The 16,179-nt window shown below is 42.1% G+C and carries 15 protein-coding genes; 4 read left to right on the top strand and 11 right to left on the bottom strand.

The genetic code is table 11. From position 1 onward, the window contains the following. Position 1: 1 nt before the first annotated feature. Both CJ305_RS15980 and htpG read right to left on the bottom strand, forming a co-directional pair. The gene (locus CJ305_RS15980) at positions 2-1,402 is read right to left on the bottom strand and encodes a nicotinate phosphoribosyltransferase (RefSeq protein WP_099647302.1); all 1,401 of its coding nucleotides are present in this window, start codon (positions 1,400-1,402) and stop codon (positions 2-4) included. 178 nt (positions 1,403-1,580) lie between these two features. Further along, positions 1,581-3,470, bottom strand: a complete 1,890-nt coding sequence (gene htpG / locus CJ305_RS15975; RefSeq protein ID WP_099647301.1) for a molecular chaperone HtpG — start codon at positions 3,468-3,470, stop codon at positions 1,581-1,583. A gap of 202 nt (positions 3,471-3,672) precedes the next feature. Here htpG and CJ305_RS15970 point away from each other — a divergent pair, with 202 nt between their 5' ends. Together CJ305_RS15970 and CJ305_RS15965 are read left to right on the top strand one after the other, a co-directional pair. Beyond that, positions 3,673-4,359 (top strand): TetR/AcrR family transcriptional regulator, encoded by a 687-nt coding sequence (locus CJ305_RS15970; RefSeq protein ID WP_099647300.1) that lies wholly within the window; start codon positions 3,673-3,675, stop codon positions 4,357-4,359. Positions 4,360-4,364: 5 nt separating this feature from the next. Continuing rightward, positions 4,365-5,684: an ABC1 kinase family protein gene (locus CJ305_RS15965; protein WP_099647299.1), complete on the top strand. Its 1,320-nt coding sequence runs from the start codon at positions 4,365-4,367 to the stop codon at positions 5,682-5,684. Positions 5,685-5,810: 126 nt separating this feature from the next. On the opposite strand, the gene CJ305_RS15960 is transcribed toward CJ305_RS15965, so the two are convergent. The 9 genes from CJ305_RS15960 to CJ305_RS15920 all read right to left on the bottom strand — a co-directional run bounded on the left by CJ305_RS15960 (position 5,811) and on the right by CJ305_RS15920 (position 14,275). Further along, positions 5,811-6,632 carry a Cof-type HAD-IIB family hydrolase gene (locus tag CJ305_RS15960; protein ID WP_223248897.1) on the bottom strand — a complete coding sequence of 274 codons (822 nt, stop codon included), beginning with the start codon at positions 6,630-6,632 and terminating at the stop codon, positions 5,811-5,813. 45 nt (positions 6,633-6,677) lie between these two features. Further along, positions 6,678-7,154: a DUF4199 domain-containing protein gene (locus tag CJ305_RS15955; protein ID WP_099647298.1), complete on the bottom strand. Its 477-nt coding sequence runs from the start codon at positions 7,152-7,154 to the stop codon at positions 6,678-6,680. A 147-nt stretch (positions 7,155-7,301) separates the two neighbouring features. After that, positions 7,302-7,658 (bottom strand): DUF3140 domain-containing protein, encoded by a 357-nt coding sequence (locus CJ305_RS15950; protein ID WP_099647297.1) that lies wholly within the window; start codon positions 7,656-7,658, stop codon positions 7,302-7,304. Between the two features lie 164 nt (positions 7,659-7,822). Continuing rightward, positions 7,823-11,185, bottom strand: a complete 3,363-nt coding sequence (secA, locus tag CJ305_RS15945; RefSeq protein WP_099647296.1) for a preprotein translocase subunit SecA — start codon at positions 11,183-11,185, stop codon at positions 7,823-7,825. Between the two features lie 239 nt (positions 11,186-11,424). Then, complete coding sequence (locus CJ305_RS15940) at positions 11,425-11,646, bottom strand: DUF2795 domain-containing protein (RefSeq protein ID WP_028374482.1); 222 nt, start codon at positions 11,644-11,646, stop codon at positions 11,425-11,427. Positions 11,647-11,795: 149 nt separating this feature from the next. Next, on the bottom strand, positions 11,796-12,371 hold the full coding sequence (locus CJ305_RS15935; RefSeq protein WP_099647295.1) for a cob(I)yrinic acid a,c-diamide adenosyltransferase: 576 nt from the start codon (positions 12,369-12,371) through the stop codon (positions 11,796-11,798). A 16-nt stretch (positions 12,372-12,387) separates the two neighbouring features. Then, complete coding sequence (locus CJ305_RS15930) at positions 12,388-12,573, bottom strand: hypothetical protein (RefSeq protein ID WP_099647294.1); 186 nt, start codon at positions 12,571-12,573, stop codon at positions 12,388-12,390. Between the two features lie 27 nt (positions 12,574-12,600). Beyond that, the gene (locus CJ305_RS15925; RefSeq protein ID WP_394340054.1) at positions 12,601-13,653 is read right to left on the bottom strand and encodes an RluA family pseudouridine synthase; all 1,053 of its coding nucleotides are present in this window, start codon (positions 13,651-13,653) and stop codon (positions 12,601-12,603) included. Continuing rightward, complete coding sequence (locus CJ305_RS15920) at positions 13,622-14,275, bottom strand: PASTA domain-containing protein (RefSeq protein ID WP_099647292.1); 654 nt, start codon at positions 14,273-14,275, stop codon at positions 13,622-13,624. The genes CJ305_RS15925 and CJ305_RS15920 overlap by 32 nt, the downstream gene beginning before the upstream one ends. A 213-nt stretch (positions 14,276-14,488) precedes the next feature. On the opposite strand from CJ305_RS15920, the gene CJ305_RS15915 reads away from it, so the two are divergent. Then, positions 14,489-15,472 (top strand): D-alanine--D-alanine ligase, encoded by a 984-nt coding sequence (locus tag CJ305_RS15915; RefSeq protein WP_099647291.1) that lies wholly within the window; start codon positions 14,489-14,491, stop codon positions 15,470-15,472. Between the two features lie 228 nt (positions 15,473-15,700). Continuing rightward, positions 15,701-16,153 carry a pantetheine-phosphate adenylyltransferase gene (coaD, locus tag CJ305_RS15910; protein WP_099647290.1) on the top strand — a complete coding sequence of 151 codons (453 nt, stop codon included), beginning with the start codon at positions 15,701-15,703 and terminating at the stop codon, positions 16,151-16,153. The last annotated feature ends 26 nt before the right edge of the window (positions 16,154-16,179 follow it).

Below are 16,179 nucleotides of genomic sequence, written 5' to 3'. Positions count from 1 at the left end.
ATTATTCTTTATGTTGTTCAATAAGTTTATCGCGTTCCTGCTTAAGTTGGGTGCTTATACCCACTTTGTAAATATGCGGATTATCAAAACGTTTATACTCATCGGGAAGTGCGTTTACCTGCTTCCGGCTAAATGCGGCGATTTCCTGAAGACTTTTTTTGGGATTAAGACGCTTACCCGATTCCATCACCGGATGCAGCATAGGTTCCTGTTTTAGGCTTGTTAGCACCAGATTTTTAAAAGGCTCAACCGGATGGTGCATGCGGTTGATATGCCATTCTTCTTCAAGCGCCACAGCATCTGCACCCACCATCGTTCCATCTTCTGTAAATACACGAAAGACCTGCTTTTTATGCGGAAGTGTCACCTTAGAGATGCTTTCTGAAATTTTAATTCTAGGCTTTCCGTTGGCGAAAGCCAATTTATAAACACCATCCAGAGCGCCATCGGGCTTGCCGATGACCAGATTTGTACCTACACCGTAAATGTCAATAGGCGCATTTTGATTCTGTAAACTTTGAATCACGTACTCATCCAGTTGATTAGAAGCTGCGATTTTTACATAATTGAGACCGGCGTCGTCCAGTAATTTACGGCTTCGCTTGGCGAGGTAAGCAAGATCCCCGCTGTCTAAACGTATGGCCAGTAATTTCTGATCGCGTTCTTCCATTTCTTTAGCGACCGTGATGGCATTAGGCACACCGCTTTTAAGTGTGTCATAGGTGTCTACGAGTAAAACGCAGTTCTTGGGTCTGTGTTTTGCAAAATCCCGAAAGGCAGTCAGCTCGTCATCATAACTTTGTACAAAGGCGTGCGCCATCGTGCCGCTTATCGAAATCCCAAAATCTCTTCCCGTCACCACGTTACTGCTTCCGTCAAAACCACCTACCATAGCAGCCCGCGATGCATAATATCCACCCGGGCCCTGAGCACGGCGTAAACCAAAATCAAGCAGGGTCTTGTTGCCGGCTACATTGCGAATGCGGCTGGCTTTGGTAGCTATGAGGGTTTGAAAATTCAGAATATTGAGCAAAATGGTTTCAATAATCTGTGCCTCGATCAGGTTTGCTTCTACTTCTAGAATAGGTGCGTTTGGGAAAACCACCTCGCCTTCAGCCATACTTTTAATGCTTCCGCTAAAGCGAAAATCTTTCAGATACTTTAAAAATGCGGGTTCAAAATCATGGCTTTTCAGGTATTCCAAATCGGCTTCAGAAAACCGAAGGGTTTCAATGATATCCAGCAATTCTTCCAGCCCTGCGAAAACGGCATAACCGCCTTTGTAAGGCAAATTGCGGAAGTAATAGTCAAAAACAGCCTGCTGATTTTCATTTTTATTGAAGTAAACCTGAGCCATACTCAGTTGGTACAGGTCTGTATAGGTTGCGGTAAAGTGGAACATATTCTTGGTTATAGGTCGAAAGTTACCTAAAAAGGAAGGAACTCGTTAGCTAAGGAGGTTAAAGAAACGTTAGCGTTTGGCAAGTTTTAGGCATAAAAAAACCGCCCGAATAACGAGCGGTTCTTAATATGAAGTCAGGGTTTCTAGATCAAGGTTCTCAAATCTACGATCTAACTACCTATTTAATCATCTCATAGGAGCGTTTGACAAAGTTAGTTAAAGCTTCGCCTTTAAGCAAGCCCTGAGACAAACGCGCCAAATCTAATGACTGTGTGATTAAACGTTCCTGCTTTTTCTTGGTCTTGGTGTTTAGTATTTCACCTACCAGTTCGCTGTTTGTATTCACAACGAGGTTATACATATCTGGCATATTGCCCATACCAAACATACCGCCGCCACCGCCTGTTGCCTGCATTTCTTTCATACGACGCATAAACTCGGGCTGCGTAATAGTAAATGGAGCCGTAGTACTGTCTAAAGCTTCCAGTTTTACGGTATAGGCTTTATCTGCAATAGTCTCATCAAGCAATTTTTTCAGATTTTCTTTTTCCTCATCTGAAAGTTTTGAGATGTGCTCCTCGTCTTTTTTGATGAGGTTATTGATGTCATCACCGTCTACACGTACAAAGCTTACCTTATCTTTTGAGGTTTCAAGCTTTTGAAGCAGGTGCGAAACAATTGGCGAATTGAGCAACAATACTTCATAACCTTTATCTTTTGCAGAAGCGATGTAACTGTGCTGCGCATCTTTGTCTGAAGCATAAAGGACAATCAGTTTACCATCTTTGTCAGTCTGATTTTCTTTAATCTTTTCTTCAAGCTCAGGGTAGGTATAATAAGTTCCATCAACAGTAGGGTAGAGGGCAAATGCTTCAGCCTTATCAAAGAATTTCTCTTCGCTGAGCATTCCGTACTCAATTACTACTTTGATATCGTCCCATTTCTTTTCAAAATCTGCGCGATCTTCATTAAACAGGGATTTTAGCTTATCTGCAACCTTACGGGTGATGTAGCTTGATATTTTCTTCACGGCACCATCAGCCTGCAAATACGAGCGTGATACGTTAAGCGGAATATCTGGCGAATCAATCACACCACGCAACATGGTAAGGAATTCCGGCACTATACCTTCTACATTATCGGTTACAAAAACCTGATTTTGATACAGCTGAATCTTATCACGCTGAATGTTCATATCCTTGCCCAGTCTTGGGAAATACAGGATACCGGTCAGGTTGAAGGGATAATCAACATTTAAATGAATGTGGAAGAGCGGCTCCTCAAACTGCATGGGGTAGAGCTCGCGATAAAATTCCTTGTAATCTTTATCTTCCAGATCAGTAGGCTGCTTCGTCCAGGCTGGATTTGGGTTGTTGATGATATTGTCAACCGTTTTGGTTTCGGGCTCTGCGTCTTCAGCAGCATCTTCCGGTAACGGAAGCTCTTCTTCTTTAGTGCCAAATTTGATAGGCACCGGCATAAATTTATTGTACTTGGTAAGCAATTCGCGGATGCGACCTTCTTCTAAGAATTCAGTGGAGTCTTCTGCGATGTGAAGGATGATTTCGGTACCACGTTTGGTCTTTTCAGCAGTTGTAAGTTCAAATTCTGGTGAACCATCACATACCCAATGTACAGCTGGCTCATCCTTATACGATTTGGTTATGATTTCTACCTTGCTGGCAACCATAAAAGCAGAATAAAAACCAAGACCAAAATGACCGATGATTCCACTGTCTTTAGCGGTGTCTTTGTATTTATCAAGGAATTCTTCGGCTCCTGAAAAGGCAATGTCGTTAATATACTTCTGCACCTCGGCTTCGGTCATCCCGATACCCTGGTCAATAATATGAAGTTTTTTGGCCTCCTTATCAACCTTCACTTCGATAATAGGATTACCATAATCAACTTTAGCCTCACCTATACTGGTAAGATGTTTTAGCTTAATCGTAGCATCTGTTGCATTAGATACCAGCTCGCGTAAGAAAATTTCGTGATCACTGTATAAGAACTTTTTGATCAGCGGAAAAATGTTTTCAACAGCAACATTTATTTTACCTGTGGACATATGTATTGTGAATTTATGCGCTTCGCGCCATTAATTTTAAAAATTTTTTCACGTTCAAGTTTTCAAAAAAAATACCAAAGCTCCGCTCGTGACAAACTGGCACAAGTTTCAAATTTTATGAAAGAACATTAACGTAACATTTTGTTTAAGCGTTTTGATAAAAGGTTAAACAGAGGTAATTTTACAGGAGAAGATTAAAACAATGGTAGCAAAGAAAGCAACATCCACAAAGTCTAATAAGAAAGAGCTTAATGCAGAAGCCGTGATGACTCTGTATATGGAATATGTTCTAGAACATGGTAAACGTCCTGCCTCTGTTTTTAAATTCTGTAAAGACCATAATATACAGGAAGGAGAGTTTTATAATTTCTTCGGATCGTTTCAGGGAATACGGGAATCTATATGGATTGCATTTTATGAGAATACGATTAGTGTACTACACAAAAATTCCGATTACAAGACTTATCCCAATAGGGAAAAAATGTTGTCCTTCTTTTACACCTTTTTTGAGGTGTTGACTGCAAATCGCAGTTATGTGCTTTTTGCGTTGGAAGAAGAGAAAAATCATTTGAAGAGTTTAGCTCAGCTAAGAGATTTACGTATTAAAGTACGCGAATTTGCCGGAGACTTAATTGAACAGGCTAACGATGAAAAGTCATCGCGATTGAGTAAAAATCCGGTTTCGATTTTTAGCGAAGGCGCGTGGTTACAAACCTTATTCCTTTTAAAATATTGGATGGATGATAATTCGGCCCGCTTTGAAAAAACAGATGTGGCTATTGAGAAATCCGTCAACGCTATTTTTGACGTATTTAATACAACACCTTTAGAAAGTGTACTTGATTTTGGAAAGTTTCTTTTCAAAGAAAATTTTTCAAAAACTAAATAAAGAAAATGAAAACCATCGATTACATACCAACAAATAAGATCCAACGGGCTTCGCAGCTGGTGAAGACGGGTATTAAAGTAGGTGGTAACTATGCCAAATATTATGGCAAAAAGGCTTTTAATTCCGAATTGACACGGGAGGAGCTTGATGATGAGAATGCAGAAGATATCTATGATGGATTGAAAAGCTTGAAAGGCAGTGCGCTTAAAGTAGCGCAAATGCTGAGTATGGAAAAGAATATTTTGCCCAAAGCTTATGTTGAAAAATTTTCGCTGTCTCAATTTTCAGTTCCCCCATTAAGTGCAGCTTTGGTTAGAAAGACTTTTAAAAATTATTTGAATAAATATCCTGAAGAATTATACGATACGTTTGCAACCCAAAGCGTTAATGCGGCCAGCATCGGACAGGTGCATCAGGCCACGAAAGATGGGAAAAAACTTGCTGTGAAAATACAATATCCCGGCGTTGCAGACAGCATCAGCAGCGACCTGGCTCTAGTGAAGCCGGTCGCTAGCAGGATGTTTAATTTAAAAGGAAAGGATAAAGAAAAGTATTTTAAGGAGGTTGAAGATAAGCTTCTCGAAGAGACTGATTACGTTCTCGAAGTCAAACAAAGTCAGGAAATCACTGAGAAATGCAGTGTTATTCCAAACTTGAAGTTTCCGCAGTATTATCCCGAACTTTCCAGTGAACGTATTATTACGATGGACTGGATGGAAGGGGAGCACCTGAGTGAGTTTACAGCGCGTAATACCGATAAAGAGGCCGCAGATCAGGTAGGACAAACACTTTGGGATTTTTATATGTATCAAATGCACCACCTTAAAGCGGTGCACGCAGATCCGCATCCCGGTAACTTTTTAGTAGATGAGGAGCACAATTTAATCGCCATAGATTTTGGTTGCATCAAACAAGTGCCTGAAGAATTTTATACGCCGTATTTTGAACTGGCGGACCCAGAAAATATCAATAACCCCGAGGTTTTTACAGAGAAAATGTTTGAACTCGAAATACTTCGCGAAGAGGATTCCCCTGAAGAACTTAAATTCTTTTCCGAATTATTTCACGAAATGCTGAGTTTATTTACTCAGCCCTTTCACCTCGATACGTTTGATTTTAGTGATGAGACATTCTTTGCTAGAATAGCCGATTTGAGTGATAAATACTCAAAAGATACCCAACTTCGAAAAATGAATGGTAATCGTGGCAGCAAGCATTTTCTCTATATCAACCGCACGTTTTTCGGTTTATATAACCTGATGCACGATCTGGGGGCAAAAATTAAAGTGAATAATTACAAGAATTATATTCAGAACGATATTTAAGATTATTGGTTAGGTTGTTTGAGAGGCGCACTTTTTGGTTGGAGTGTGCCTCTTTTTTTATAAAGCTAAATCTTGTTCAAAAGACTTTCCGCTTGCTGCTATTAGTTTTTTGACTCTGTCATTACTTTAGGATATTAAGAATTTTTCGATGGCTTTAGCCACTGCGTGCTGCTTGTTTGTATATTCACTAACATAGTCTGCAGCATCTTTTACTTCCTGCGCTGCATTTGCCATCGCGACGCCCATACCCGCTCGTTTAAGGAGTTGGGTATCGTTGAAATTATCTCCAAAAGCCATAACGTTACCTAATTCCAGATTGTATTTGTTTTTTATCAAATCTTCCAGGGCAGTACTTTTATCAATATTTTTTGCTGAAATCTCAACATAACTATCCTTCGAGCGGTATAAATGTGCTTCATTGGGATGTCGTTCCTTTAAAAGCTCAATTAGGCTGTCCAGGGCTTTAGGAGAGCCCATACACATGATTTTATGGGGTTGCTCCTCTACGGCTTCAAGAGAAGCGATAAGGTCTTTTAGTGGTACATAAACGGGTTGCATACGGGTGCTGCGTATTTCACGCATCGTCCAGTAATCCATTTTTTCGGTGCGCCAGGTATCGGTGCAATGTGTACTGATGTTGTAATCGTAATCCTTGTGATGCTCAATAATGGTATTTAGCAGTTCAAGAGATACCATATGTGATTGCAGGGTCTTTCCGTCTTCATCTAAAACCAATGCGCCATTATAGCAAATAAGCGGACTGCCATATCGGCCAATTTTTTCCTGCAGGTAATACATAGCCGACGGCATTCTTGACGAGGCCAGAATCACCGGGAAATCTTTTGGAAGTTTGCCAAAGGCCGAAGCCGTTTCAGGAGCGATATCACGATCAGCATTTAATAGGGTGCCGTCAATATCTGAGCAGATGAGTTTTAAGTCTTTATTCATACCGTAAAAATACGTTTTGTATGAAAAAGCTAGAGGCTAAAATGCTTATTTCCGCTTGACTAATAGCGGTAAAACGGCACTAAACAGAAGTCCAATCGCCAGACTGCCCGCTACAGACTGAATCATATAGCTTTTGAGGTTGAAAAAGGCTTCTGCTTCTTCAGGCGTGGTCTTGCCGGCTTGCACGGCATAAGCTTTTACATTTTCAAAATAATCGGGTGTAATCCAGGTGCTGATGATGTATTGAGCCGGGGCGGCAAGAAGTGCGATACATAAAGTTATCACCAGGCCGGCCAGAAAACCCTGGCGGTAGCTCATAATGCCACCGTAAAAGTTATTGCGCTTATCGGTAAGTGCCAAATAGTAAATTAGTGCAGCGGGAATATAGAAAAACAGGGTGTAAAGATGATGTTGGGCAATTAGCGCGTCGTGCCAGCCCATCTGAACTTCAAAAATCATCCAGATAAACAGGAAGAAGGTATAAATCACCGCCCATTTAAATTCAAGTCTAAACGAAATCATCCCTAAAATTTTATAGGCATTGCCAAAGAATACTATATCCTGAAGCCTGCCGGGAAACTAAAAACTACTTTCAAAGAATGCCTCGTGAACAAGCCCGAGGTTGTTTCCTCTAAGATACTATAATTCACAAGAGTAGGAAACCCGATTTTAAAAGTAGGTCTTTGTTTTTTGAATACCTGATGTCGTTTTTTTAAGGTCATAACCCAGATTGCGTAAACTGTTTTCCCAGTCTAAACGCAAAAAGGAATCGCGGGAGCGGTTAGCTTTCAGGTATTTGATACGTTGCAGTACACTTTGAATGATCAGGCAATCGGTACGGGTAAGCTCGTCTGTTGTTTTCATTAAAATGCGCAACAGTTTGTTTGACAGATCCAGCGATGGAGCGTCTTTGTAGTTGGCCACGGTTATGGGCGCAATATCGGTACGCAACCAGGCGCGCAGTTCTACCGCGTTCATATTGGTCGCGTTCAGTAATTCGTTATGCAGGCGTTCTTTTGAAAACAATTTGATTCAGATTTTGAGCGAAAATAAGGTTTATGTAATAGCACCACAAACCTCAATATTAAGTTAGTGTTAAGTATTTATTTGCAGGTAATCGATTGAATTTCAAACAGAAAAAAGCCCGAAGAGAATCTTCGGGCTTCTGAATTATTTGGGGAAGAATAGGTCTATTCTTCTACCAGCACCCAGTCGCCTTTATCTAAAAGCGGAATGGCCTGTTTGTACTTCATGGTTTTATTTTCCCCATTCATCACGTGCTTGATCGTCACCTTATCGTTACGACCTATTTTGGGTCGCTCACGGGTAATGGTTTCGGTGATCTGCTGACGTTGCGGTTGTGTGTTTCCACTTGCAGCACGACTTTGAGCCGCACGCTCATCCAGATTCGGGATTTCTTCCTTAGAAGTTTGTGTTTTCTCGGTTTGCTGGGTTTGACGGGCCTCACGGATTTGATTTTCCTGCTGCACCGGCAATTCGCCTTTAAACAGGAATGAAATCACATCTTTGTTTACCTGATCAATCATTTGCTTAAAGAGTTCAAAAGCTTCAAACTTATAGATAAGCAAGGGATCTTTCTGCTCGTGAACAGCCAGCTGCACACTTTGCTTCAATTCATCCATCTTACGCAAATGCGTTTTCCAGGCATCATCAATGATGGCAAGGGTGATGTTCTTCTCAAAATCGGTGATCAGCTGTTTACCTTTAGATTCATAGGCGTCTTTCAGGTTAGTTACAACCTTCAGTTCTTTGTTTCCGTCTGAGAACGGTACAACAATACGCTCGTAGTTGCTGTTTGGGTTTTCATACACATTACTGATGATCGGGAAAGCAATAGCCGCGTTGCGCTCCATTTTTTCGCGATAGTGTTTTAAGGCCGCATCGTAAATACGCACCGCTAAATCTTTCGCAGAAAGCTTTGCAAACTCGGCTTCTTCAACCGGACTGCTCATCGAGAAGAAACGGATCAATTCAAACTCAAAATTCTTGTAATCCTGAGCCATTTTATTGGTCTCTGCAATCAGCTCACAGGTATCGTAAATCATATTTGCGATATCTACGCGTAGACGCTCTCCAAATAAAGCGTGGTACCGACGCTTGTAAATCACTTCACGCTGGGCGTTCATCACATCATCATACTCCAGCAGTCGCTTACGTACGCCAAAGTTGTTCTCTTCCACTTTTTTCTGAGCGCGCTCTATAGATTTTGAAATCATTCCGTGCTGAATCACTTCGCCTTCTTTAAGACCCATACGGTCCATCATCTTGGCGATACGTTCAGAACCAAAAAGGCGCATCAGGTTATCTTCAAGCGATACGTAGAATTGTGAACTACCGGGATCTCCCTGACGTCCCGAACGACCACGCAACTGGCGGTCAACGCGGCGGGAGTCGTGACGTTCTGTACCTATGATGGCCAGACCACCGGCTTCTTTTACCGCCTTACTTAGTTTAATATCGGTACCCCGACCGGCCATGTTTGTGGCGATGGTTACCTGACCCGAGTTACCTGCGTCAGCAACAATGTCGGCCTCTTTTTTATGCAGTTTCGCGTTCAATACGTTGTGGCTGATTTTGCGAAGCGAAAGCATACGGCTTAGCAATTCCGATATTTCTACCGAAGTGGTACCAATAAGTACCGGTCTGTTTTGCTCTACCAGATTCTGTACTTCATCAATTACCGCATTGTATTTTTCGCGTTTGGTCTTGTAAACCTTGTCGTCTTTATCATCACGGGCAATAGGACGGTTGGTTGGGATTTCTACCACATCGAGCTTGTAGATTTCCCAGAATTCACCGGCTTCAGTTACCGCAGTACCGGTCATACCGCTGAGTTTGCGGTACATTCTAAAGTAATTTTGAAGGGTTACGGTTGCAAAAGTCTGAGTAGCATCTTCAATCTTTACATTTTCTTTAGCTTCAATCGCCTGGTGCAGACCATCGCTATAACGACGCCCGTCCATAATACGACCGGTTTGCTCATCAACGATTTTCACCTTGTTGTCAATCACCACATACTCGGTGTCTTTTTCAAACAGGGTATAGGCTTTAAGCAACTGGTTCATCGTGTGAATACGCTCACTCTTGATGCTGAACTCACGGAACAGTTCTTCTTTTTTCTGAGCCTCTTCTTCAGGAGTGAGATTGGCGTTTTCGATCTTACTGATTTCCATTCCCATTTCGGGCATGACGAAGAAATTAGGATCGTCTTTTCCGGAAAGGTGTTCGATACCTTTATCAGTAAGTTCTATTTGATTGTTTTTCTCATCAATCGTGAAGTATAATTCGGCATCAATCACGTGCATTTCGCGATTGTTGTCCTGCATATAATGATTTTCAGTTTTCTGAAGCAACTGACGGATTCCCTCTTCACTCAAATACTTGATAAGCGCTTTGTTTTTCGGAAGACCGCGATATACGCGAAGCAATAAGATCGCTCCTTCTTTGGTATCTCCGGCGGCGATTAATTTTTTAGCCTCTGCCAATACCCCGGTGAGGTTTTGACGCTGTAGGTTAACCAGACTTTCAATCTTAGGTTTTAAGGCATCAAACTCGTGCTGATCGCCTTTAGGTACCGGTCCTGAAATAATAAGCGGCGTACGGGCATCATCAACTAATACCGAGTCGACCTCATCGACGATGGCGTAGTTGTGCTCGCGTTGTACCAGATCGTTTGGCGCGTGCGCCATATTATCACGCAGGTAGTCAAAACCAAATTCATTATTGGTACCGTAGGTGATGTCTGCGGCGTACGCTTTGCGTCGTGCTGCGGAATTGGGTCTGTGATAATCAATACAGTCAACGGTAAGTCCGTGGAAGTTGAACAGCGGTGCCATCCAGGCGCTATCACGCTTGGCAAGATAGTCGTTTACAGTTACGAGGTGAACTCCTTTTCCGGTAAGTGCATTTAAATACACCGGAAGCGTAGCCACAAGGGTTTTACCTTCACCCGTTTGCATCTCTGCGATTTTACCCTGGTGCATTGCCACACCACCTATGAGCTGCACATCGTAGTGAATCATATCCCAGGTGATGGGTTTTCCTGCGGCATCCCAGCTGTTAGACCAAAGGGCATTGTCGCCTTCAAGGGTAACAAAATCCTTTTCTGCGCTCAGTTCGCGATCAAAGGCGCTGGCGGTAACGGTTATGGTTTCATTGTGGAAAAAGCGTTTGGCGGTTTCTTTAACGACTGCAAATGCTTCGGGGAGAATTTCATTTAAGATGTTTTCACTGATTTCGTAAGCTTCGTCTTTGAGCTTGTCAACCTGCGTATAAATCTCTTCTTTACGGTCGATGTCTTCAGTCTCATCAGCCTCAGCTTCCAGTTTTAGGCGCTCCGCATTATTGTCTGCAAGGGCATCAGCTATTTTAGCTTTAAAAGCTGTAGTCTTGGCTCTAAGTTCATCGTGTGAAAGTTTTTCAAGCTCGGCTTCAAAACTTTTGATTTTATCTACAATAGGCTGAATGGAAGCGACATCCTGTTTTGATTTGTCTCCTACAAAAACCTTTAAAACTTTATCTAATAATCCCATAACTGGTTTGCATTTTTTCCGAAGCAATAGCGCTGTGTATGCGGTTTTGCCCGGTTGATTAATTTCAGTATGCCTGACGGAGCAGGCTTTATGTTGTACTCAAAACCTAACTAGATTTTGATGTGAGTTTACAATTTTAAGGTGTTTAAACAGGCTTATTTCCTGTGAAAACGGGTTCAAATTTAAGCAAAAAAAAAGCCTCAAAGCGAGACTTTTATTAGGTTTACCTGTGGTAACTATTAATATTCATCCTCATTCCAGAGGTAGTCGTCATCAGACGGATAGTCTGGCCATATCTCATCGATAGAATCATACGAGTCACCTTCATCTTCCATAGACTGCAAGTTTTCTACAACCTCCAGGGGTGCTCCTGTTCTAATCGCATAATCAATCAATTCATCTTTGGTTGCAGGCCAGGGTGCGTCACTCAGGTGAGAAGCTAGTTCTAATGTCCAGTACATAAGTTAACGTGTTTAATTTTTTGCAAAAATAAATTTATTAACGTAATAACCAAGTAAATTATCAATTATTTCAAAACTATTTTTAAGAACGTTTATAACTACCTGTAATTATTGGCGTTAAAGACTTTTTTTTGTTGAATATCAAATGATTAAATCTCCTTTTCAGGAATCCATTTAATTTCTTCTGCCTGTACCTGTTTTGACAAGAAACGTGCCAGCACAAATAGATAGTCAGATAGGCGGTTTAGGTACTTTAAGGCATTTGCCTCAAAAGGGCTGTGCTGATAAAGTGCTGTGGCTAAGCGCTCTGCTCTGCGACAAACCGATCTCGCTACGTGACAGAATGACACGGTTTGATGTCCGCCCGGTAAAATGAAATGCGTCATAGGAGGGAGGGTTTCATCCATCGCGTCCATTTCGCTTTCTAATATATTGACGTCTTCGTCAGAGATACGTTTAATATCCAGACGTTTTTTGCCATTTTTCAGCATTTCCTTTTCAGGATCTGTGGCCAAAATAGCTCCAATCACAAAAAGCTTTTCCTGAATTTTTAAAAGTATCGCCTTGCTGTGTTGATCAATTTCCTGATCGCGTAATAAACCCAGGTGCGAATTGAGTTCGTCAAGCGTACCATAACTGTCTATGCGTATGTGATGTTTAGAAACGCGGGTGCCGCCAAAAAGGGCGGTGGTGCCATCATCTCCTGTTTTAGTATAAATTTTCACGGGTGTGTTTTTTAGCTTAGTCTTCGCGGGATTTTTCGCGCTCTGCTTTGCGTCTTTGATAATCTGCTCTAAAGTTACGTTTCTTGTGTTCGCGCAGCTTGCTTTGGTTTTTACGGTTATTTGCCATCACGACAAAAAACAGCACCGCAAGGATAACGATGATCAGAATAGGTTGTAAACTTTCGGGTATAAAATCAAACATAACACAAAGGTATTGAAACAGATTTGCTTACTCGAGCGCGTGCTTTGAATAGGTACGCCATTTCTCTATACAGGCGACCATATCTTCGGGTATTACACTGTCAAAGCGCAGCCATTCGCCGGTTTTAGGATGTTCAAAGCCTAATGTTTTTGCGTGTAGGGCCTGTCTGGGTAAAGCCGTGAAGCAATTTTCTACAAACTGCTTGTATTTGCTAAAGGTCGTTCCCTTAAGTATCGCATCACCACCATAACGCGCATCGTTAAATAGGGTATGACCTATATACTTCATATGCACCCGGATCTGGTGTGTTCTACCGGTCTCCAGCTTGCAGCTTATTAAAGTGACATAACCCAGGCGCTCTATGACTTTATAATGGGTTACGGCTTCTTTACCCTGCGAACCATCTTCATAAACTGTGTTCTGCAGGCGGTTTTTGGGATGACGACCTATATGCCCTTCCACTGTACCGCTGTCTGCTTCTACATTTCCCCAAACCAAAGCGATGTACTCGCGTTCACTGGTCTTATCAAAAAACTGCTTGGCCAGATGGGTCATGCCTTCTTCGGTCTTGGCTACTACAAGCAGACCACTGGTGTCCTTATCAATACGATGCACCAGGCCGGGGCGGCCGCTGCTGTTTTCGGGTAAATTTTCGAAATGATAAATCAGTGCATTGATAAGCGTACCGCTGTAGTTTCCGTGACCGGGGTGTACCACCATTCCTGCCGGCTTGTTTACAACTAACAAAGTGTCATCTTCATAAACAATGTCAAGCGCAATGTTTTCGGGCGTTAGTAAAAACTCGTAGGGCGGGTGTTCAAACAAAACCCGTACAACATCGCCGGCTTTTACCTTATAATTTTGTTTAACCACAGCGCCATTAACTTCAATGTTTCCATTTTTGGCGGCCTGCTGTATTTTATTTCGCGTGGCTTTTTCGATAAAATTCATCAGAAATTTATCTACACGCAGCGGTTCCTGTCCTTTTCCGGCAGTAAAGCTGTAATGCTCATACAGGTCGTCGTCTCCTTCTTCGGGATCTTCGGTTTTAAATTCCTGCATCGTCTGTAGCTTCCTCATCCATAAATTCATCTTCAGGAACGTAATCCCCATCATAATTGTCCATAGACCCGCTATCTTCCGGAATATAACGCCCCTTCCCGTTCCCTACAACCAAATCAATTACCGAGGTTTTACGCAGGGCATCACCTTCTTTTAAGGTTTTACCGTCGTGGCGCAGCTCCAGCACTTCATCTTCAGAAATGTGATCACGTAAATCTATTTTGCCAATCTTAAAACCTAAAGCCAAAAGCGTAGGTTCTACCTGGCGCTGGGTACGGCCTACCAATTGGGGTAGCGTAATCTCACGATAGCCCGATGGGTTGAGCACGAGATAGATCTTTCGGTCCTCCTTTACAAATTTACCCGGCGCCGGGTTTTGTTCGATTACCGAATATCTGGGGTAGTCGGGATTAAAGTTTGAGGAGTCTATGACCACATAGCGTAAATCTGCATTCTCGAGTTCCTGTTCCACAAGGCTTAACGTCATTTTGCTGAGGTCAGGTACCGCAATACGCTGGTCGTGATTGGTTGAACTGTCTAACCAAAATACCACGCCAAAACCTAAAACGACTAAAACAAGTACTGCGAAAAGCAGTTGTTTTAAAAAGGTTTTACTGAATAAAAATTTAAAAAATCCCATATAACTGTGCTTCTTAAAGCCCTTTGATTTAGTTTAAAACGACAACCTCTTCTAAAACGTATGCGTGCCTTATTTAGGGAGTCTGAATGCGTTTGCAAACTTAACTTAATTTAAGCTGAAGCTCAATTACAATCATTTTTTTTGCCTATTTATTCTAAAATTGGCGTTCTTTGGGGCCGTAAAGAATACCTAACGTTAAGCTTTCGTTTTACTATGTCTAAGTTAACTATTGCGGTCCTGATGGGTGGTTATTCAAGTGAAGCCGCAATCTCACAAATGAGCGGGAATACCGTTTGCAAACACCTCGACCCTTCAAAATATACCGTTTATCCTATTTCCATTTTAAAAGACGGATGGCATTGTACGCACCCCGATCATAAACCCATTCCGGTAGATAAAAGTGATTTTTCGATAACTCTTGATGGGACAAAAATCAAGTTTGACTGTGTATTCAATACCATTCACGGTACTCCCGGGGAAGACGGGCGTATTCAGGCGTATTTAGGTCTGCTTAATATTCCGCAGACGGCCTGCAATTATTATGAAGCTGCGTTAACCTTTAACAAACGCGATTGTATCAGTGTGCTTAGGGCTTACGGAATTAAAACAGCAACCAATTATTTTATCAATCAGGGCGATGCCATCAATGTCGAAGAAATCATCAGCAAGGTGGGCTTGCCGTGTTTTGTAAAAGCGAATAAAGCGGGGAGCAGCTTTGGGGTTTCAAAGGTTTATGCTGTGGAAGATCTGGAAGCAGCGTTAGAAAATTCGTTTAAGGAAGACGACGAGATCATTATCGAATCCTTTTTGGAAGGGACCGAAGTTTCGGTGGGTGTGATTAATTATAACGGAAAAATCACGGCCCTGCCGGTCACCGAAATTGTGAGCGAGAATGATTTTTTTGATTACGAGGCCAAATATGCCGGAAAGTCTCAGGAGATCACACCGGCACGCATTTCACCAGAGCAGACCGAAGCCGTACAGCGCGAAGCAGAACGCGTGTTTAAAATTTTAAAGCTGAAGGGACTTACACGAGCTGAATTTATTTTCCATCACGGCGAACCGCATTTTCTGGAAGTGAACACCACTCCGGGCCTTAGCCCGGCGAGTATCATCCCACAGCAGGCAAAGGTTGCGGGGATTTCGCTCCCAGATTTATTTGATAATGTTATTCAACAGGCGATTAACAGAAGGTAGTCTCAGCAGGCAGTCTCAGTATGCAGTTTTTTATTTTAGACTTATTGGTTCAGAATTAGTATCACAGAGTTAAGAGTAAGGTGTTTAAAATACCTAAAAGATTAAAGTTTTCCAAGGTTTAACTGTTTTCAAGCTTGAAGTAACCGTAAACCTCAAACCGTAAACAGATTTTAAACGCACTTGTTTTTGTACTTTTAATATTCAACCTTGAATTTTGAATTCCTATTTATGAAACGCGCAGTATTTCCAGGATCATTTGACCCCCTTACCTTAGGGCATTACGACATCATTGAGCGTGGGCTCAAGCTTTTTGATGAGATCATTCTCGCCATCGGGGTTAATGCCGAAAAGAAATACATGTTTACGCTTGAGCAACGCGAACACTTTTTAAAGGAATCGTTTAAAGACGAATCCCGCATTAAGGTGATGACCTACGAGGGGCTTACCGTAGATTTTTGTAACAAAACCGACTCCGGCTTTATTCTGCGGGGTCTGCGCAATCCGGCGGATTTTGAGTTTGAAAAGGCCATTGCCCATACCAACCGAAAACTGGCGCAGATTGAGACTGTGTTTTTACTCACCTCTTCAGGCAAGAGTTATATTTCGTCCTCAATTGTGCGCGACGTTATTCGTAATGGTGGGGATTACACCGGGCTGGTACCTGATGCTGTGCGTATTTAGAAAACTGCAACGCAAGTCCGCTAGTC

Origin of the sequence: Leeuwenhoekiella nanhaiensis, assembly GCF_002744755.1 — a bacterium.
In the GTDB taxonomy this organism is placed as follows: domain Bacteria; phylum Bacteroidota; class Bacteroidia; order Flavobacteriales; family Flavobacteriaceae; genus Leeuwenhoekiella; species Leeuwenhoekiella nanhaiensis.
The sequence above is the reverse complement of the archived record's forward strand: the minus strand, read 5'-3'. Positions and strand labels throughout refer to the sequence as shown.